The sequence below is a fragment of the Neobacillus sp. B24 genome, assembly GCF_055381825.1.
This window is the reverse complement of record NZ_AP035777.1, coordinates 513,673-534,878: the sequence shown is the minus strand read 5'-3', so window position 1 is coordinate 534,878 and position 21,206 is coordinate 513,673. Positions and strand designations below refer to the sequence as shown.

Annotated in this window: 14 protein-coding genes and 1 pseudogene; 6 read left to right on the top strand and 9 right to left on the bottom strand. The window is 43.2% G+C overall.

What is annotated here, in order from left to right:
• The 4 genes from ACZ43M_RS02605 to ACZ43M_RS02590 all read right to left on the bottom strand — a co-directional run bounded on the left by ACZ43M_RS02605 (position 1) and on the right by ACZ43M_RS02590 (position 6,081).
• Positions 1-402, bottom strand: a complete 402-nt coding sequence (locus ACZ43M_RS02605; RefSeq protein ID WP_464505934.1) for a LytS/YhcK type 5TM receptor domain-containing protein — start codon at positions 400-402, stop codon at positions 1-3.
• 364 nt (positions 403-766) lie between these two features.
• The gene (locus ACZ43M_RS02600) at positions 767-1,999 is read right to left on the bottom strand and encodes an allantoate amidohydrolase (protein ID WP_464505933.1); all 1,233 of its coding nucleotides are present in this window, start codon (positions 1,997-1,999) and stop codon (positions 767-769) included.
• Positions 2,000-2,840: 841 nt separating this feature from the next.
• A complete protein-coding gene (locus ACZ43M_RS02595; protein WP_464505932.1) occupies positions 2,841-4,223 on the bottom strand; it encodes an L-cystine transporter in 1,383 nt (460 codons plus the stop codon).
• A gap of 238 nt (positions 4,224-4,461) precedes the next feature.
• Complete coding sequence (locus ACZ43M_RS02590; protein WP_464505931.1) at positions 4,462-6,081, bottom strand: M20/M25/M40 family metallo-hydrolase; 1,620 nt, start codon at positions 6,079-6,081, stop codon at positions 4,462-4,464.
• A 178-nt stretch (positions 6,082-6,259) separates the two neighbouring features.
• Here ACZ43M_RS02590 and ACZ43M_RS02585 point away from each other — a divergent pair, with 178 nt between their 5' ends.
• The 3 genes from ACZ43M_RS02585 (at position 6,260) to ACZ43M_RS02575 (ending at position 10,175) form a co-directional block, all read left to right on the top strand.
• Positions 6,260-7,096 (top strand): aldo/keto reductase, encoded by an 837-nt coding sequence (locus tag ACZ43M_RS02585; RefSeq protein WP_464505930.1) that lies wholly within the window; start codon positions 6,260-6,262, stop codon positions 7,094-7,096.
• Positions 7,097-7,282: 186 nt separating this feature from the next.
• A complete protein-coding gene (locus ACZ43M_RS02580; protein WP_464505929.1) occupies positions 7,283-8,482 on the top strand; it encodes an MFS transporter in 1,200 nt (399 codons plus the stop codon).
• Positions 8,483-8,918: 436 nt separating this feature from the next.
• On the top strand, positions 8,919-10,175 hold the full coding sequence (locus ACZ43M_RS02575) for a GGDEF domain-containing protein (protein ID WP_464505928.1): 1,257 nt from the start codon (positions 8,919-8,921) through the stop codon (positions 10,173-10,175).
• A gap of 31 nt (positions 10,176-10,206) precedes the next feature.
• Here the strand turns inward: ACZ43M_RS02575 and ACZ43M_RS02570 are convergent, their stop codons facing one another.
• Complete coding sequence (locus tag ACZ43M_RS02570; protein WP_464505927.1) at positions 10,207-10,800, bottom strand: biotin transporter BioY; 594 nt, start codon at positions 10,798-10,800, stop codon at positions 10,207-10,209.
• A 145-nt stretch (positions 10,801-10,945) separates the two neighbouring features.
• Complete coding sequence (locus ACZ43M_RS02565) at positions 10,946-12,250, bottom strand: S8 family peptidase (protein ID WP_464505926.1); 1,305 nt, start codon at positions 12,248-12,250, stop codon at positions 10,946-10,948.
• Between the two features lie 240 nt (positions 12,251-12,490).
• Here ACZ43M_RS02565 and ACZ43M_RS02560 point away from each other — a divergent pair.
• Together ACZ43M_RS02560 and ACZ43M_RS02555 are read left to right on the top strand one after the other, a co-directional pair.
• Positions 12,491-13,995: pseudogene (locus ACZ43M_RS02560) on the top strand (sodium-dependent transporter).
• A 1-nt stretch (position 13,996) separates the two neighbouring features.
• Positions 13,997-14,101, top strand: a complete 105-nt coding sequence (locus tag ACZ43M_RS02555; RefSeq protein ID WP_464505925.1) for a methionine/alanine import family NSS transporter small subunit — start codon at positions 13,997-13,999, stop codon at positions 14,099-14,101.
• Between the two features lie 61 nt (positions 14,102-14,162).
• On the opposite strand, the gene ACZ43M_RS02550 is transcribed toward ACZ43M_RS02555, so the two are convergent.
• Both ACZ43M_RS02550 and ACZ43M_RS02545 read right to left on the bottom strand, forming a co-directional pair.
• Entirely contained in the window at positions 14,163-15,491 is a 1,329-nt protein-coding gene (locus tag ACZ43M_RS02550; RefSeq protein ID WP_464505451.1) for an IS3 family transposase, read from the bottom strand.
• A 221-nt stretch (positions 15,492-15,712) separates the two neighbouring features.
• Positions 15,713-15,868, bottom strand: a complete 156-nt coding sequence (locus tag ACZ43M_RS02545; protein ID WP_464505924.1) for a hypothetical protein — start codon at positions 15,866-15,868, stop codon at positions 15,713-15,715.
• Positions 15,869-16,296: 428 nt separating this feature from the next.
• Between ACZ43M_RS02545 and ACZ43M_RS02540 the strand changes: the two genes are divergently transcribed.
• A complete protein-coding gene (locus tag ACZ43M_RS02540) occupies positions 16,297-18,693 on the top strand; it encodes a M14 family metallopeptidase (RefSeq protein ID WP_464507925.1) in 2,397 nt (798 codons plus the stop codon).
• Positions 18,694-18,784: 91 nt separating this feature from the next.
• Here ACZ43M_RS02540 and ACZ43M_RS02535 read toward each other — a convergent pair whose 3' ends face one another.
• Positions 18,785-21,163: a M14 family zinc carboxypeptidase gene (locus ACZ43M_RS02535; RefSeq protein ID WP_464505923.1), complete on the bottom strand. Its 2,379-nt coding sequence runs from the start codon at positions 21,161-21,163 to the stop codon at positions 18,785-18,787.
• Positions 21,164-21,206: the final 43 nt, after the last annotated feature.

Below are 21,206 nucleotides of genomic sequence, written 5' to 3'. Positions count from 1 at the left end.
TCAAAAATAAGGCGACCGTTTTTTTACAGCCTTAAGCTTGGTTGTCAAAAAATGCACGATAAGAAAACCAGCGATGATGACAAGCCAGCCAATTACAGGTGTTAACCAGTGACCACCGGCTAAAAGCCTGGCCGCAATAGAAAAAGCAGCCGCAATCAGGCCGCCAACAGGTCCTAAATAAGCAAAGCTGAGAATGACTGCAGCGTAGCGTATATCGTATACATACCCTTCACGTTCGAAGGATAATACTACAAGGATGGCTGACACGATCCCTCCATAAATTCCGCCAATGAGCCTTTGATGTTTAATCGGCTTAAAAGGAAAGAAGGATTGGATTACTAATGGTGCACTAACTAATAATGAAAAAAGTGAAAGATTAACAACGTAGTCTAGTAGATTCAATGGCCCACACCCATTATCCAGTATATTTTCTATCATATATCAGATAATCTTTTAATGGAATACATTCCTTTATTTTACATTTAAGTTTATTTGCGGAATCCCAATGACAAATGTGCTGCCCTTTCCAAAAACACTTTCCACGCGAATGTTCCCTTTGTGGGTATCGACAATCCACTTGGCTTGATTCGTTTAAAAATACTCATTTTACTGATGGTTTTGCTTTTTAAAAAAAGAAAAAAACCCTGCCGTGAGTTCAGCGGGGTTTAAGTTTATTTGCGATTTTCGTAGTTTTATTTGCAATTTTCGTAGTTTTATTCGGGACTTTCAACGATTTAGTTGCGGAAATCGCTGTTTTATTTGCGAATCACTTTGCTAACAGGTTTAGAACCGTATCTAGAATAACATTTACCCCTTTTTCACAATCCTCCCATGAGGTGAGTTCTTCCTCACAGTGACTTTTCCCATTCACACTTGGAACAAACAGCATTGCGGTTGGAACGTAGCTGGCGATGAACTGGGCGTCATGTCCGGCACCGCTGACCATGCGTTTATGGGTATAGCCTAATGTTTCGGCGGACTGTTCTAAAAGATTGCACAGCTCCGGCTCGAACCAAACTGTTTCACGGTCCCACAATTTGGTAACCTTTATCTCACAGCCCTCATTGTTGCTAAAGTTTTGCAGACTTTGAACGAAGGCCTTAAAGGTATTAACAATTTCCATGTCTTTGTGGCGAGCCTCAAGTGTAAACACGACTTTATTTGGAATGACGGTATGGATGCTTGGATACACATTTACCCGGCCGATGGTAAACACCAGGTCAGGATCAAGCGAGCTCAAACGTGTGCGGATTTCGTTGATGAGGTTGTTGGCAGCAAACAGGGCATCCTTTCGCATGTTCATCGGGGTTGTCCCGGCATGATTGGACTCACCAGTGACTTCAATTTCAAAGCAGCCCATCCCGACGACGCATTCTACTACACCAATGGTCTGCTTTTCCGATTCGAGGATCGGGCCTTGCTCGATATGGAGTTCAAGGAAGGCTGATGCCTCCATGAGTCGATTTTCTACACTGCCTTCGTAGCCAATCTCCTTGAGGGCTTCACCGAAGGTTGTGCCGTCAGCATCCTTCTTTGCCTTCATTGTTGCTTTATCAAATTTTCCAGAGAGAACACCGGAAGCCATCATCGAAGGCTCGAACCTTGCCCCTTCTTCATTGGTAAAATTCACAATAGTAATCGGGATTTTCGGCTTGATGTTTTGGTCAACCAATGTCCGGACGACTTCCAACCCGGTCAGGACACCAAGGACTCCATCAAAACGGCCGCCTTTTTTGACAGAATCGAGATGGGAACCAATCAGGATTGGCGGCTTGTTTTCCGTTCCTTGCAAGGTGGCGTACATGCAGCCCATATCGTCGACCTTGACCGTCATCCCTAATTCCTCGCAGCAAGTTCGGAAGTAATCCCGCACGCGGCGGTCCTCGTCTGACAGAGAAAGCCGAGTGACACCATTGTTTTCCGTCCTGCCAAACTCTGCAAAGCGCTCCAACTCTTGCTTCAGCCGTGCCCTATTAATTTGGATTTTTTGTTTTTGCATTATTTTAACCCTCCTTTGGATTGGTTCGTCTCCATTTTTAAAAATATTCAGTTAATTTTAATTATAGACCCTTGTTGGAAGATGTCATTAGACAAAACATCATAAAATTCATAGAAATTGTTTGATAGATTGTATGATTTGGGTGTCGCGATTTGAAAAATGCCCTACGTGACCGGTTTAACCTTCTTTTCCCTTTTTTGGTCACGTAGAACCTCTTTACGTGACCAATTTAGCCTTCTTTTCATTTTTTCGGTCACGTAGAACTCCTCTACGTGACCAATTTAGCCTTCTTTTCATTTTTTTGGTCACGTAGAACTCCTCTACGTGACCAATTTAACCTTCTTTTTATTTTTTTGGTCACGTAGAACTCCTCTACGTGACCAATTTAACCTTCTTTTTATTTTTTTGGTCACGTAGAACCTCTCTACGTGACCAATTTAGCCTTCTTTTCACTTTTTTGGTCACGTAGAACCTCTCTACGTGACCAGTTCAGCCTTCTTTTCCCTTTTTTGGTCACGTAGAACCTCTTTACGTGACCAATTTAACCTTCTTTTTATTTTTTTGGTCACGTAGAACCTCTCTACGTGACCAGTTCAGCCTTCTTTTCACTTTTTTGGTCACGTAGAACCTCTTTACGTGACCAATTTAACCTTCTTTTTATTTTTTTGGTCACGTAGAACCTCTCTACGTGACCAGTTCAGCCTTCTTTTCATTTTTTTGGTCACGTAGAACCTCTCTACGTGACCAGTTCAGCCTTCTTTTCATTTTTTTGGTCACGTAGAACTGCCCTTTTTACAAAGAGCCCCAAGCAGCAGCTTGGAGCTCTTTTTCAATCAAAAGGTTAGGCTTCGACAATGTCCGGCTGGTGGTAGACGTCTGTTTCGAGTTCGCCTGTGACTTTACTTGTGAGGACGCCTGCTGTCATCGCGCCGCTGACGTTTAAAGCGGTACGCCCCATGTCAATCAACGGTTCGACGGAGATCAGGAGCCCGACGATAGCGATTGGCAGGTTCATGACGGATAAGACGATAAGGGCCGCGAATGTGGCACCGCCGCCTACTCCAGCAACACCAAATGAACCGATGGTTACCACGAGTATAAGTGTGAGAATAAATGATAGACTTGTAGGGTCCACACCGGCTGCCGGCGCAACCATGACGGCGAGCATTGCCTGATAAATCCCAGCGCAGCCGTTTTGGCCAATCGTCAATCCGAATGAGCCTGCGAAATTGGCAATCCCCTCGGACACACCTAGATCCTTCGTCTGCGTTTTTATGGTCATTGGCAGTGTTCCGGCGCTAGTCCGGGACGTAAATGCAAAAGTTAATGTTGGCATTGATTTTTTTACATAATTAAACGGATTCAGTTTTGCTGACATCAATAGCAGCATATGAACGATAAACATAATCACGAGTGCGACATAGGAGGCAATGACGAACGTTCCAAGCTTCACAATGGCACCATAATCGCTTGTGGCCGCCACCCTTGTGATAATTGCAAGAATTCCGTATGGCGTCAACCTTAGAATCAGGGTGACAACCCGCATGACGACTGAATAGACCGTATCAATGATTTTGGCGAAAAGCTCCGCATGCTCCGGTTCCTTTCGCTTTACCCCAAGGTAGGCCATTCCGATAATCGCTGCAAAAATCACCACCGCAATCGTTGATGTCGGCCTGGCACCAGTTAAATCTTGAAACGGATTGCTTGGAATGAAGTCAACAATTTGCTGTGGCAGCGTCATGCTCTCCACTGCTGGAACCCGCTCTTCAAGTGCGGCATTCCTGGCCTTTTCCGCATCTCCTTCGGTTAACTGAACACCATCTAGGTTAAAGCTCAAGGCGGAGCCTATTCCAATGGCAGCCGCAATCGCGGTCGTGCCAAGCAGAATTCCAATCACGAGGAAACTGATCTTGCCAATGTTTTTCGTTAATTTCAATTTTGAAAACGCCCCGACAATCGATACGAAAATAAGCGGCATCACCACCATTTGCAGCAGTTTTACATATCCATTGCCAGCAATATTGAACCATTCAATCGAGCGCGCTGTTATCTCAGATTCCGTTCCGTATATCGAATGAAGAATAATCCCAAAAATAATACCTAATCCTAACCCCGCAAAGACGCGCTTGGAAAACGAAACATGCTTCTTTTGCATCACGAACAGGCCATACATCAACAGGAGCAGAACGGCAATGTTAATGATGATCAGAAAAGTATTCATGCTCTTCCTTCCCTTCTTAGTAGTAGCAAACACTAAGACCTAAAATCCAATGCGCAAAGTCGGAATTCCGTTTACTCTTCATCAAACGTTTGATATTTCATACATATGTAGTTCGGGAAACTAAAATACCTTCCCGCCATCCTTGCTCAATAAAATTTCTAAAAAACAGCAATGTCCGCCCCAGGTGGACAAAAACGGATTTTTGTCCACGGGTGGTGCCTGACACCATTTCTACGCTTTACCCCTTTACTTCTTTGCCAATAGTAGATTTGATCATGCCTTCGACTAGTGCGGGAACTTCTTCGAAGGCGCTTTTGATGTGAAGGCGTTCGGTTCGTTTGTGGGCGTCTTTGCCAAATGGGCCGACATTTAGAACGGGTGCCTTCAGCCTTTTCATTTCAGTGAATGGGATGCTGTAGCTGCTGCCCCAAACCGGTGTATTTTCCTTAAAGACTGTCCACCCTTCACCATTATCCTGATAATTGACATAGCTCAAATCGCAGATACCATTGAAATAATGGACCTGGTTGACGTCTAATCCAAATTTTTCAAATCCTTGAGTCTTCACAAATTCGATACAATGCTTCACCAACTGATCTTCAGAGGTATTTACCGCTGGATAATAGGGTGGTGCATATAGCAGGACAATGGCCGGTGCGAGCTCCTGACATTCAATCATTAACGTATCCGCAATACGGAAAGACTTTTCCCGGTCGTCCCATTCCGCTTTCTCCTGAACCGAAGACTTGACTGACTGTACAAACACCTCTCCCAATTTTTGCAGTGCGTACTTCTGCAATTCCTCATAGCGCAAAACTCTGACAATGCCGATCGGGGCTGCTGATTGTACCCGGCAGATTTCCTGATACGCTTCATTGCAAGCCTGCGCTGCATCCTTGGCTATCTTTTCAAATGTATCCATGATTTCTTCCGCATTCCGCTTCATTAAAAACACATTGTATAAGGCCGCTGCCCGGTAAGGCGTTTGAACTGAGTATTCCAGCTTCAAATCCTTCTGCATGAGTGTGACTGGAGGCGGTGTCGTTTCTCCAAGCACACATTCCTGCATACTACCATTCCATTCCATCCTCTGTGTTAAAAATGAGGCGATATAAGGTGCGGTTATGCCGCGGAGCGGTTCGCCAACATGTGTTTCCTTGCCATAAAACAGCGCGGACGGCATTATTTTTCCAATCGAGCCTGAATATACATAATAGTTTCGATCGCCAGGCTCTTTGGTAAAGACCGGCTCCCCGTTTAGAAATAGCTTATACGTAAGCCGATGCCTCTCCTGTAATTCCAACAGCTTTGGAACGGCTGCCCGCATCCCGGCGGAGTTGACTTCTTCATCGGGTACTGTCAGCAGGAGGAGATTAATTGGCCATTGTTCGACGGATGCTTTTTCGATAAGTCCCATATGCATAGCCAGACCCATTTTCATATCCATTGTGCCGCGGCCAAACAGGTATTCACCAGATAGCAGGTCCTGTCTAGCTTCTTCTGGCAGCTCATCTATTCTGTCAAAGAGCAGCTTCGTCAATTCTTCGGGGCGGTATGCATACTCCTGAATATCACCAAACTCCTCTGTATTCACCGTATCAAAGTGACTGATTAATACGATGGTCTCTGAGGCACTGTGATGTTTATACAACGCTGTTAAAAAGCGCCGGCCCAAATCTGCATCGTGCAGCTCTAAGTAATCACGATGGTCCTGGAAATAGACTAATTTACCGAGCTCTGCCATTACCTTGGACGGAAACTCCCGCTCCCCTTGTGTCAGCGTCATGCTTTTCCAAGCCACCATTTTGCAAAGCAATTCCCGCAAGCTGTTCGGGCTTCCCCATCTTAATTGTGCCATTGTCCCAATCTCCTTCACTTCCATACTTAAAAAAACGTGGTGATTTTCCCTTATAGGAAAACTTATAATATGACCATCAGTCTTTTTGTTTATTATAAGGCAAAATATTAACCATGCTTTCATAAACATTTTGCAAACGCTATACTTAATGACAGGAGATTTTTTTAGGAGGAACAGCATGAGCAAAGCATTTACAGATACAATTCAAATAAATAATGGTGTACAAATGCCGCAGCATGGCTTTGGTGTTTATAAAATTTCCGACCCCGGTGAAATGGAGACGGCAGTGTTGAAGGCATTGGAGGTTGGATATCGCTCGTTTGATACAGCACAAATGTACCAAAATGAAGGAATGCTCGGGGAGCTTTTGCATGAAAGCCAGGTTCCGAGAAAGGAGCTTTTTGTTACAACCAAAATAAACAACAGCAATCAAGGCTATGACCAAACATTGTTTACTTTTGAGGAATCGCTGGTCGACCTGCAGCTGAGCCAGTTGGACCTGCTGCTGGTCCATTGGCCAAGCCAAAAGCATTTTTTCGATACGTGGCGGGCGATCGAACGGCTGTATGAGGAAAAAATGGTTAAGGCAATTGGTGTGAGTAATTTCCACATTGAACATCTTGAAAGATTAAACACAAAGGCAAATGTGATGCCGATGGTGAATCAAGTTGAACTGCATCCGTATCTAACCCAGGAGCCTTTAAGGGAATACCTAAAGGATCACGACATTGCCGTTGAGGCTTGGAGTCCACTTGGGCGAGGCAGAATTCTGCAGGATCCGGTGCTGGAAGAGATGGCAGAGCGGTACGGAAAAACTGTAGCACAAATCATCCTGCGCTGGCATCTGCAGCAAGATATTATCGTCATTCCGAAGTCAATAACACCAAGCAGAATTGCTGAAAATGCCGATATCTACAACTTCGAACTCTCAGTAGAAGACATGGCAGCAATCAGCGGACTAAACAAGGATATGCGAACTGGCTCCGACCCCGACCAAGTCTACCCAACCATCTAGATAGATTTACAGGAGCCTCCGTACAATAGGGTATCAGGCACCATGGGGGAAATTACGTCCACCCCAGGCGGACAATTGTCCACAAGTGGTGCCTGACACCTTTTCTCTACCTCAATTCTCCTTTTAATACCGTGGGAATTGTAGTATCTTTGATACACATAGTTTAGGAGATTGCGAGGAAGTTTAATGTGGAGTAACAGGAATGTTTGGATTATTTTGACGGGGGAGTTTGTGGCGGGTCTTGGGCTTTGGCTTGGGATTATTGGGAACTTGGAGTTTATGCAGGAGAAGATTCCTTCTGATTTTCTTAAATCGCTTCTACTCGCTGCAGGCCTTTTAGCGGGAATTGCGGTTGGTCCGTATGCCGGCAGGCTTACCGACCAGGTCAGCAAAAAGACGGTAATGCTGCTTTCCGGTATCGTCCGCGCTGTCAGTGTTATTTTTATGTTAATTGCGATCGCGACCGGTTCTGTTTGGTGGATGCTTGTATTTCTCATCTTGCTTCAGATATCGGCTGCATTTTATTTTCCTGCCCTTCAAGCGGCGATACCGATCATCGTTTCTGATCGGGAACTGCTCCAGATGAATGGTGTCCATATGAATGTATCTACGTTATCACGAATTATAGGAACTGCACTTGCCGGAATTTTGCTGGTAGCCGTGCCATTATCCATGCTTTATACAGGCTCACTGGTCGCCTACATTATTCTACTAATTCTGACCTGGTTCCTGAATATCGATGAAAGTAAAGACAAGGATAACCCAATTAGGAAATTACCTAATACAAAAACAAGTTTCAAAGATGTATTCCCGATTATAAAAAATCTTCCGATTGTGTTCATGACTCTGTTAATGACCCTTGCCCCATTGTTATTTCTTGGCGGCTTTAATATATTAGTCATTAACATCAGTGAGCTGCAGGACAGTTCAGCGATTAAAGGCTGGATTTATACGGCAGAGGGAGTTTCATTTATGGCCGGGGCTTTTATCATTAAACAAATTAGCAGTAAGATCTCGCCTTATACGATTTTGTTTACCTGTTCCTTTTTCATCGGTTTATCGCAATTGCTGCTTTATTTTGCCGATTTGCCGCTCATGACGATTCTAACCTTTGTGATATTTGGCTTTACAGTGGGATGCTTTTTCCCGACAGCCGCCACTATCTTTCAAACAAAGGTACCGAAGGAATTCCACGGCCGCTTTTTCTCGTTTCGGAATATGCTCGACCGCATCGTCTTTCAAGTTGTCCTGTTATTGACTGGATTCCTGCTGGACCTTATCGGCCTTCAGTTTATGGGAGTTCTCTACGGCATCATTACAATCGTCATTACCGTTATTTTTTATGTGAAAAACAAACAGACATTTGGACTTAACCAGGCGGAATAGTCCAACCTAATAGGCACCTCCCTCATCAGGAAGGTGCTTTTACATGTAAAACCGCTCCGAATGGACCTCCTCCATATCGCAACACATCCTCCAAAGCAATGTCGACCGCAAGCTTCATGTATATTTCTTCCCTCATAGATCCTCGCCTGGTACGACATATTCCCTTTACATAAGGTATTACCAACCTCAAAAAAACAGAATGGAAATTAATTACAGATGGAGATGATTTATTTACTTTAATTTTTTCAAAAAAATATACGATATTGTTGAAAAATTTTGTAAAATATAAATGGGGGATTGTTTATATATGTCGGACAAGCTCACATTTTTTGGAAAAGAGTCTCCAATTCACCTCTTACCATCAGGTCTGCTACAATGAAATCAAAATCTTCATCAAAAACGACGATAGATTCAATCAAGAAGGGACTGAACCATTTTGCATAAGGCAAAGCTATACGACATTTCCTTATTTGTGGCTGCCCTAGCGATAGCTTTAGGTTCAGCTTCTCTATTAGTTGATAACGTTACATATCTTAAAGCGTTGTTCATATACTGGTTATTCTCAAGCCTCTACTTCAGTCTGAGGGTATTCTATAAAAATGGCAGCACGAATATTGATTATGGAATCAGTTATAGTTTGTCCATGGTCCTGTTTGCCGGACCGCTTGGATTGTTTATCTTTGAATTCCTGTACCGATTTACCGTCTACGTGCTTCGAAAATGGAATAAGACGGCAGACGAGAGCGAATTGACTGATACCTTTTATAATATCGGTATTTTTGTCGTCATCAACTGCCTAGCCTTTTACTTATTCCAACCTTTATTCGAAAGCTTTCAAGCGTTTCCCTTTGGGTTCTGGATTCTAATGTTTTTGTTATCTGCCCTTACCACCTATTTATCAGGTGTTTCCTTAGTGATTGTTTTTATTATTTTAGGGGAGTTGAAATCTTCAAAAGAAGCATTCGATTTTATTTTTAGACGGGTAACCTTCCTTGATTTTGGAAAGGTCGCCATTTCCAATGGACTGTTGTATCTTTTCCTTCAGGAAGGAAAATGGCAGATGCTGATTATCCTATTTCTGTTAAATTATGTTGTCAGCCGCTCCTTCTATGAAAGATCATTAAATATCCAAACGAAACTGGAACGGGACAAGTTTGAGCAAATGGCCTACACTGACTTCCTGACAGGTGTTTATAATCGTACGTTTATGGATAAAAAAATGGCGGAGTTAAGCAGCACCGGGGAGAATATTGGTATTGTCGTTACTGATATTGATAAATTTAAGGTCATAAACGATACCTATAATCATGCCGTCGGCGATAAGGTGATTCAGCACTTTGCCTCTACGTTAAAAAGCTATCTCGATGAAGAAGATTATTTATTCCGAAGCGGCGGGGAGGAATTTACCCTCTGCTTAAGGAATCGTAATTTTGAGGAAACGGTTGCGTTAATTCATAAAATCCAAAGCGGAATACAGCATCGCTCAGTTAATGCTGAATACAACGGAGAAAATATTGAGATCTTCTATACAGCTTCATTCGGGCTCTATTACTACAAGGTTAGCGAATACATCTCAATGGAAAAAGCCTATATCCTTGCCGATGAGCTCATGTTCGAGTCCAAGCAGTATGGAAAAAATCGTGTATCCTTCAAAAACGGCCTTCTTGAAAACAAAGAAGTGGTCCTTGCCTAAAAAAGGCAGGACCACTTTTTTTGGTTACAAATCACGATGCGCGTTTAAGATTCTTGAATTGCCCTTTAGAAAGGACCGTCTTTTCAAGCCGGAAAGCCATGACACCGGCGAATACAGCTAAGATAGCATCCTTCGGCAGCGGTGGCACCATCCACAACCAGGCCATCTTATAGGTGAAACCTTCCGGTGCAGCGGCCCAGAATTTGTAAGCATAATACATCCAGTTGGTACCGAACAGGTAGTTGACAACCATACCAACCAAAGCTGCTGCGATAAACATAGGAAAGCTCTTATTCTTTTCAACCATTTTCCCAATAATAAAGGCCATAAGAATAAAGGAAATAATGAACCCAAAAGTAGGTCTGATTATAATTCCTAATCCTCCTGTAAAGCCCGCAAAAATAGGTACCCCTACCAAGCCAACCAATGCATAAACGACCATCGCCACCGTACCAAGCCGGCTGCCCAAAACCAGCCCTGCCAATATGGCAAAAAAGGTTTGCAGTGTGATTGGAACTCCCCCAACCACCAAAAATGGTGCAATACTAGTAATATTCGCGCCAACAGCCATTAATGCCACAAACATTCCTACAAGCGTAATATCAAGTGCCCTAAATTTACCCATTCATTTCTCCCACCCTATTTTAAATTTCCCCTATATTAAAAATAAATGGGAGAAAACATATATGTCAACTATTTTTTTTATAAGTTGACATATAAAATCAAAAATTTAAGCGGGCTCTTATTGAAGCCCGCTTGAGACCTTATGATTATTGAGGAACAGATCTTTCAGCATTGATGTAGCCTTCACCGTACACCGCGTTATCGCGTTCCTTCCAAAGATCGGTACCAGCTTTCAGAAGTCCCTTTACTTCGTCAGGTGTTGCATTAGGCTTCTGCTGTTTAATTAAAGCCACAACACCCGCACAAATAGGTGTTGCCATTGAAGTACCCGACAAAACAAAATAATCATTTTCTACTCGGGCCGATTTTTGCAGCTTGTCTAAATAGGAATTAGGGGAACGCAAGGAAGTAATATTCACTCCCGGGGCTAAGATATCCGGCTTTTCCATGGCGTCGTCCACTTCCTGAACACCACGGCTGGAGAAACTGGCCACATCATCATCACTGCGATCGACCGTATTTTTATCATCAAGTGCCCCTGCAGTGATCACTTTTTTACTAATACCTGGGCTTGAAATTGTTCCTGGCTGCGGCCCTGAATTTCCAGCCGCCACGACAACTGTTATCCCTTTATCCCATGCTTCTTCAACAACTTTTACCATTAAATCTTCACCAGGCACAACTCTGCTGCCTAATGACATGCTGATGATATCGATTTTTTCAGGAGCATTGCCGGCATTGTACTTAATGCACCAATCCACCCCTTGCATAACCGTATCCAAAGAGCCAGAGCCCAATTTATCCAAAACCTTTACACCAATCAGATTTGCACCTGGAGCCGGACCAGCATATTTACCGCTTGCTGCCGCATCCCCAGCACAGTGCGTGCCATGACCGTTATCATCATAAGCATTCTGTTCCCCATTTACGAGGTCGACAAATCCTTTAATTCTGGTTCCCAGGTCAGGGTGAGGATGAATCCCTGTATCAATGATTGCAATTGTGACTCCTTCTCCTGTTAACACTTTGTTATTTCTAACAACGTTATCGGCATTTGCTGCAGGCACAGCGACATTTAGCAGCGCTTGTACTTCCCGGTTTAAATACACCTTTTTGACATGATGGCAGCTTGATAGAACCTCCTCTAAGCCTTTTGGCGTCACTTCGGCACTGTAGCAGGAAACACTTGATATCTCCCGCTTCATGCTGTTTCGGAAATGCTGTCCCAGCACCTTGCTTACTTGCTGGCATCCCGCTTCATGGCAGCCGTCTTCAAATTCAATAATAACGGACATTTTTCGTGCATACTTAAGAAATCCCTCAAAATATTTATGCAGGAAGCATGGCGTCCATTTGAACGGCTTGTACAAGTTTAAGACTTGATCGCGCAAATCCCTGTCCAGCTTATTGGCATTTGCCCGTACCATTTGTACCATTGAAAAACCAAACAATTATACTCTCATCCTTTCATACCTTTTTATGATAAGTTATGAAACTTTGAAAGTATGGTAACGGTACTTGTCCAAGTTCTTGTGAATTTTGTTATTTAATTGGTGATAATTTCGGTAATAATTCCAAATAGATAAATTTTTCGAAAAAGTTTGACATATGGTGAAATTGAAGTTATATTGAGATAACAATAATATTATCTGAATTTTTAAAAATAGACAGCTATTTAGGGGGAACTTCTTATGGAAAAACGTCAGCAATGGGGCTCGCGATACGGATTTATCATGGCGGCTGTTGGTTCAGCAGTAGGATTAGGAAACATTTGGCGCTTCCCAGCAGTGGCATATGAAAATGGCGGAGGGGCTTTCTTCTTCCCCTATTTATTTGCCCTTTTAACAGCAGGAATACCAATATTAATACTAGAATTTACGATTGGTCAAAAATATAGAGGCTCATCACCGCTTTCATTATTCCGCATCAATAAGAAAGCGGAATGGCTGGGATGGTGGCAGGTATTGATTTCCTTTGTCATCTGTACCTATTATGCCGTCATTATTGCATGGGCTGTAAAATACGCCATCTATTCATTCGGCAGCCAATGGGGGTCAGACCCCGGCAAGTTTTTATTTGGAAGTGTATTGAAGCTATCTGAAAAGCCTGGTGAAATCGGTGGACTTGTTCCGGGTGTGGTCCTTCCATTGTTGTTCGTTTGGGGTGTGACTCTATTCGTCTTATATCGCGGTGTGTCAAAGGGCATCGAAAAGTTAAACAAGATTTTCCTTCCTACCCTTGTGTTATGTTTTTGGCCATTGTGGTCCGCGCTTTAACGCTTGACGGTGCAGCCGAAGGTTTAAATGCCTTTTTCAAGCCGAACTGGGACATGATTCTAAACGGAAAAGTCTGGATTGCCGCGTACGGGCAAATCTTCTTCTCATTATCGATAGGCTTTGCCATCATGATTACTTATGCAAGCTATTTGCCAAAGAAATCGGATATTAATAACAACGCGTTCATTACTGGCTTTGCCAATTCAGGATTCGAGTTACTTGCCGGGATTGGAGTCTTCGCAGCCCTTGGTTTTATGGCCAAGCAGCAGGGCGTGCCGATCGATGAAGTGGTTAGCAGCGGAATTGGTCTTGCGTTCGTGGTGTTCCCAAGCATCATCAATGAGTTCCCTGGTATGAATTCATTATTCGGAGTCTTGTTCTTCCTATCCCTTACTTTTGCCGGGATGACATCATTGATTTCAATCGTTGAGACTTTTGTTGCCGGTGTTCAGGAAAAATTCAATGTTTCTCGGACAAAAGCTGTTTTAACAGGCGGATTAGCCGCAACTGCAATCTCCTTACTTTTTGCCACAAATGGCGGATTGTATTTACTAGATGTTGTCGATTACTTTATCAATAACTTTGGTGTAGTTATTGCAGGCTTTGTTGAGGTTGTATTAATTGCATGGTTCTTTAAAGGATTAAATGGATTGCAGCAGCATGCCAATGAAATTTCCGACTTGCGTACGGGCAAGTGGTGGAAAGTGTGTCTTAGTGTTGTTACTCCGCTCGTTCTTGGTTATATGATGTTTGACAACATCCGCCAAAACGTAAAGGAAAATTACGAAGGCTATCCTGCCGAATTGATTATGTATGCCGGGCTGGCAGTAGTCGCCGTAACAATTGTTACCGGTATATTCCTATCCTTTAAAAAATGGAAAACAACAAGTACCGTACTAGAAGAAAAGGAGGCTGCATAAAATGTCAGCAAGCGCAATCACCATGATGGTCGTCGGAATCGTCATAATCTGGGGCGGCCTCGCAGCCAGCATACTCAACGTCGTACGAGTATCAAAAAAATCATAAAAACTAAAAAGGATTGAGAAGGTAATCTGGCACCCATGTCAAGGACACATGAAAAAAAGAGTTATGAAGCTAAAAGATGATTCCTATATTGAATAGGGGTCATCTTTTCTAAATTCCATTGATATCGATAATTGTTATAGTAAACCATGTAATGATTTATTTTCGCCTCCAGTTCATCTAATGTTTTACAAGACTGGTAGTCTACCTCATCCTTTAAATGCCCAAAGAAAGACTCCATCGGGGCATTGTCCCAACAGTTTCCTCTCCGAGACATTGACTGGTCTAAACCATGTCTTTTTAACAATTTCTGATATCTTGGGCTTGTGTAATGGCTCCCTTGATCAGAATGGATAAATGCCTCCGAATGTAAACTAATTTTCTTATTTTTCATTAATTTATCGATGGTCTTTGTTGCGATATCTAAAGTGATACGATCTGAAATATGATAAGCTAATAACTCATTGGTGGAGGCGTCTTTTATGGTTGACAAATAGGCCATACTACTTCCGTTATATGGTAAATATGTAATATCCGTTAATAATACTTTCCCTGGTACACCTTGCTTAAATTCCCTGTTTAACTTATTTGGTACGACCTGATGCTCCTTTGTTGCTTTGGCGATTCTTTTATATGGATTTGGCTTTCTGTGAGGACAGACAATTCCATATTTCCTCATTATTCTCCGGATTTTTTTACGGCTGAAGTTAACATCAAACTCATTCTTCAAAATCATTTTGATGGAGCGTGAACCTTTCTTATATCCTCTTCGGTCAAAAGCCTTTAAAATGAGTTCCTTCGCTTCGAGGTCTAACTTCTCCCTTGCTTCACGAACAGAGGCAGCCTTCATGTAACTATAGTATCCAGACCGGGAAACACCCAGAAGCTCACAAAAGTACCTAGTCATTCCCTTAAATCCGTTTTGCTCAAGCGTCTCCTGGATCAATTGATATGCCTTATTTGGATTTAGATTCTCGCTTGCGTTTAGCAGCCTCCTTTCGGTCGTTTCTAGCTTTTTTAACAGCTCTACCTGCCCTTCCAATAGCTCAATTCTGGCTCTTTGTCTCTCAATTACTTCGGAGGGTGTAAGCTCCCGTTTTAAAGGTCTGCCGGAGGATGTTTTTCTTGTATCTGTAAGCCCGATCAAGCCATTCATTTCATAGGCTTTTTTCCACCTACAGGCCGACTGTTCAATTCGTTTTATGCCAATGACGTCCGCATCAAATCCATTCTCCTCAAAAATTTGACGTGGGAGTTTGCCGACTTGGTATTCATCGATAAATCTATTTTTAAATTCTTCTGTATAGGTAATGGATTTTTCGCTGACACGCTGTACATTTGGATTTTTTTGTAGTGTATTTATCTCTTTAGATGAAAAAGTTATTTTACTCATGTTGTCCCCTAATCCCCATATTCTGAAATTCAAGTATATAAAAAATACCTGCAGGTTGAACACTCTTTTTTACAAGTGTCCTACCTACAGGTACCATTCTAAGGTAACCTAACCTGCTCAATCCTTTTTTGTATTTTGGTGGTGCTTATATTTGTAATGGTGTCAGGCACCACTCGTGGACAGTGTCCACCCCAGGCGGACACCTACCTATCCCGAAAACCTTATTTGCTGCGGCAGTACTTGCAGACTTTGATGGTTTGGTTGGTTTCTGTTTTGTGTGGGTATAGGAGTTTGATTCCTGTTTTGCCGCAGAGTGGGCATGTTCCCCGGACATTTTCCAAGTGACTGATTGTTTTCCCCCGATTTCGCTTCGCCATTTTCAACCACCCTATCCTAAAAATCTCATTTCTTTATTAAATGTTGAACTAGGGTAAAGATTGATGGACAAATGTGTAATTAATAAATAATTTTCAAATAAGCATAAATATCGACGGCATACTACAAGTTAACTAGTTTAATAAAGTCACCCTTGAGTTTATTAAAATATATCTGAAAAATTTCCCATTTTTTTATACTAAAGAATTATTATGTAACTCTCAATCCCAATAGTTCTTTATATTCGGGTATTAAATACCAGAAAAAAGTTTTAATAGTATAATTCAGCTTTTTGCAGCACTTGAGATTTTTGTAGGACGAATCTTAAGGTACGTCAAGATTTTGTGACAAAATATTCTGAAAACTACATTTATAATAAGCTTGTTCCACAAAAATTTTGATGTAATTTAGGGGGTGCCGTATTTTCGTGATGAAAAGGCAAAAATGGAAAAGAAATTTAATGGTTATGACCACCGTGGCCGGACTGGGGTTAACAACTTTTACTCCAGGCCTCAGCATTCCAACCGCAGCGGTTGAACAAGCGAACCTTCCATTACCAGCGGAGGAATCAGTTTCAGTTGTTCAATTGGTGGTTCCTAATGAGAAGGCAAAGGAAAAATTGCTTGAGCTTGGCATTGACCTCACCCACAGGGTTCATGAGCATGATGGCAAGTTTGAGGTGGATGCAGTCGTCACCAAAACCGACATTGAAATGTTAAAGCTCCACGGAATTACCGTAAAGGACACATTGATTACTGAAAACCAATGGAACAACAGGGTTGCTGAAAGGCAGGCAGTTATGCAATTGCAATCCAGTCTCGCCGCTTCCGAGGATACGGTAAAGATCCTTCGTGCCAACCACTATACCAACCAGTCTGACACATTCCTTTATGTTGAGGCTAAATCCAGTGCCGGCACAGCCGCCAGTACTGCATTAACAGCGACTTGGGAAGAAAACGGGGTTGAAAAGTCTGCTACACTTTCCAGATTCGTTGATGCTGGTGAATATATGTATCATGAATTTGAAGTTCCAGTAACCGCTATTCCGGATTCTGTAACCATTACCAGCAATCTTGGCGGAACTGCTGCCGCATCTGTAACAGAATGGCTCGGAGCGGACAAGCCTGGCAGCCCGAAGAAGCACTATGTAAAGGATTTTGTAGACCATTATATGGATCCAACAGAGCTTTACGGCCGCTTTGAACAACTAGCAAAGGAATTCCCTGATTTAGTAGAAATTATCGACATGCCGAACAAAACAAATGGCTATCGCCGTCTGGCACAAGCCACAATTGGCAGTATAACAAATTCGACTGTTGTAGTTTCCTCAAAGGCCTGGGGGCATGAAGGCGGGAATGATATTTCGGTTGATTTCAAAAATCCAGGTGCCAACAACGGCCCACTTAAAGTAAATGTTGATGGCAAAAAGATTCTAGTAGATTTAGCTACTGATTCTGAAGGTAATGTTACTAGCACAGCAAAACAAGTTGTCGATGCTCTAAATGCTCAAGCCAGCAACCTTGTCTCCGCGACTACATACCGCGGTAATGCAGGATCAGGGGCAGTCGTACCTGCTGCAGTAAAGTTAACCGATGGATTGAGTGCGCCTGCCAATATTTCCCGTGATCCGTTTACGGTAAAGGCAATCCGGATTGGGAAACATCGTGACGGCTCCAAACCAGGTGTCCTTGGTTATGCTCAAGAGCATGCCCGTGAGTGGGTAACACCGCTTGTTACGCTTGAAACGGCTGAGCGCCTGCTTCGTAACTACGCTCATGACGGCGAAACAAAGCAATTGGTGAATAATTTGGATATTTTCCTTGTACCGTCTGTTAACCCGGATGGGGCACACTACAGCTTCTATGACTTCAATAGCCAACGAAAAAATATGACCAATTACTGCGGTCCAACTCAATCTGATCCAGGGAACCGAAATTCTTGGGGCGTTGACCTGAACCGCAACCACTCTGTCGGTTCCGCTTTTGATGGATATGTCGGTGCGTCCACCACTAACTGTTTAAGCGGCACCTATGCTGGACCTGCTGAAAACTCGGAGCCGGAAGGAAGAAACCTTGTCTGGCTGGCTGACCAGAATCCAAATATCAAGTTTGCGATGAACATCCACAGCTATGGCGGCTACTTCATGTGGTCCCCTGGTGCTTATGATCCAAAACGTGTAACCCTGCCTCGTCCGTCTGCAGGTGAAGAAGCCTTCTATTGGGCAGCCTCTGACAAGATTTTGAACGATATTCAAGATCACCGCGGTACGGTCATTCTGCCAAGCCGTACCGGCCCGATTCCAGACGTATTGTACTCGGCAGCAGGAAACTCAGCCGATTATCTCTGGTATGAAAAAGGGATCTACGCTTGGAACTTTGAGGTTGGTGCTGATTTATGGGATAAAGAAGCGAAAAGATGGCGAGGAGTTGGATTCCAGCCGGCATTCGAGGAAGGCCATGAGGAGGCAATGGAATTCGCTAACGGCTTGATTGGTTTAATCAAAGTTGCCTATAACCAGTCGAAAGACAAGCAGCCTCCTTCCACAAAAGCAGTCCCAGGAAGCGGTAAGTTCTCCGGTCCAGTTGATGTGGCATTCGATACAAGTGAAGCAGCCACCATCTACTATACTTTAGATGGAAGCCGCCCAACCTTCGAATCTACTAAACTTACATTAGCAGGAACGCGTGAACCTTCAGAAACCTTAAAGATTGATAAAACCACTACCATCAAGTGGTTTGCAGTTGACGCCGCCGGCAACATCGAGAAAAATTACAATCCACTTAGCAATGGAAATAACTTTAATTCTGTAACCATCACAATCAAGTAATTTTTGAAAAAGGGTTGTCCCTCACGGGGGCAGCTCTTTTTTTGCAACAAGAAAGCCTGGCTCCATTAGGGAACCAGACTTCTTTAATTGATTATTTTTCAAAAATTGTATTGGACAGCAGTCTGAACAGGTAGTCGGTGTGGTCACGGAAGCCGGCTTCGAGACCAATCAAGGTTACGTCCTTATCCTTCTCTTTGACGATTACTGCCTTGCCTTTTGCCCCACTATTATTTCTCCAGTGACCAGCCATAAAGAAGTCATCGGTATTGGCCAGTGCTGCCGCCACTTCATCATTGTCGGTACCAGTATACCAAACCGGGCGGTAAACGAAGCCAAGATCATCCTGCTTATAACCTGCAGTCAAGCCAATCCCCTCATAGTTAACTTTTACGATCCCGTTACTATTTGAACCGGCCGTATTGATGACATCATCAGTCAGCCCTAGTGTTTTCGTGGCACGAGATGCACCTGCGCCAACTGCAATATATTTTCCGCCGCTGCTTGCGAAGCTGGTGACATTATTTTTAAATAAGTCTAACTGTCCGGCGTTTTGGAAGCCAAATTCTTTGTTGGCTGCTGATAAGTTTGTCGAAATCAGACTCTCACTGCCACTGTAAACAAACACATCAAACCCGTTTAAGCCCTTTTCAGCAACTTCCACTGGTGTTACCTCTGTAACCTGGAAGCCTAGCCGCTTTAAAGCGAGCTTTGTGCCGCTGTGAGATTGTTGTTTTCCCATGCCGCCATCCTTCAAGATCGCTACTTTTAGACTTTTCAGCTCAACAGCATCTGCCGGAACATTTGCGGTACTCTCAACCTGCAATCCAGATACTTTTACTGCCGCCGAGATTTTGTTGGCTGGAGCTTCTGTGTAAAAATTCCCTTGTGGATCGCGCTTCACGGTTACGCCCTGTTGAAGAAGTGTGTTTACAAGATTAATAGCTTTCACGGAACTGTTCGGAATTACAAATGGCCCTTTGCCAATCACCGCTCCTTGGCTAGTAACCTGGTTGACCTTTGTCGTGACGACATCGACCGAGTTTTGTGCAGGCACCGCTTCAAAGCCCCAAAGCTCAGGCAGGCTCCATGCGGAAATGTCGTACATAGCTGAGACATCATCCGAGATGTCTTCCCCATCCCAAAGCATCGTATTGGCTAAGCCTGCTTTTGCTTGGTCCATTTTTACAATATATGTGCCTTTCGGATACGTTTTTCCATCAGCAGTAAATGCCTTCACAGCTTGCACTACATCGATATCATTGTTCATTAAATGATTAACGGCCTTCTCAGTGACCGTCGGATCATTATCATCTACTGGAAGGATATAAGCTTTCGGGAAAAAGCCGTCCTTATGGAACGGATGGTCAAAATTGATGCCGCGCTTGAACATTTCAATTTGATCGCTAATCATCGCCTGCTTGTTATCTGTTGCAAACTTAAGTGCCCCAAGGATGGCATTGTACATCCAGCGGACCCCATCCCAATCATTTGTCGGCGCCTCTAATGTATGGCCATAAGCTCCATGATACATCGCATACATTGGAGTGAATATTGGCGGGTAGTCATCCCAGCCTTCCGCATCATTACGCTGTGGAATGTAGACTCCCTTCATAGTCGGGTAAAATTTGTCACCCGAGAATTTATCCTTTTCCTTCATGATTTCCGCTTCCATTGCCTCTGCTTGCTGGAACGCCCACTTATTATACAGATCATACTCATAGTTAGGATTATGCGGCGGCGTACAAGGCTCGATTAATCCTTGAAGGTTTGGTCCATAGTTTTTGACATATCCATGGGTATCCAGGAACACCATGGGATTCCATTCTTTTATCAGCTGCACGGTCTCTTGAGTTTCCGGCTGTGACTGGGTGATAAAGTCACGGTTCAAGTCAATTCCCTCCCCATTAAAGCGGGTGGCATCGACACGTCCGTCAGGATTTTGCACCACATTAAAAATAAGTATATTATTTTCTAAAATATTCTTCGTCTCCGGGTCACTTTGGGTCGCGAAGCGCTCAATTAACTGAAGAATGGCGTCGCTTCCGACAAATTCCGTACCGTGTATGGAACCATTGATCATAACTGGTACTTTAAAATCCTGGTTGGCGGCAATCCAATCTTGAGCCTTCCCTGGATTCTTAAACATTTGCTTCCGTAACGCTTGAATTTTTCCAAACTTGCCTTGGGTTGTCGGGTCAGCAATCGTGACAACATATAAAGGATGGCCATCTGCAGACGTACCACGGACCTCAACTTTAACCCGGTTTGACTGCTTCTCGATTTCTTTTAATTTTGTACCAATCTGCGAGAACTTTACAAAATCATAGTTTTCACTATTAAACAGACTGCCATCCTGTTCTTCGTATGTATTGACGTATGTCCACTTTGGTCCCTCGGCAAAACCAACTGACAATGGAACGGTGGTAAGTAAGCTTATGGCTAACAAGCCAGCAACTTTTTTCTTTTTCATTTCAAACCTCCAGTTTTTGAATATTTATTTACAGAAATGAATA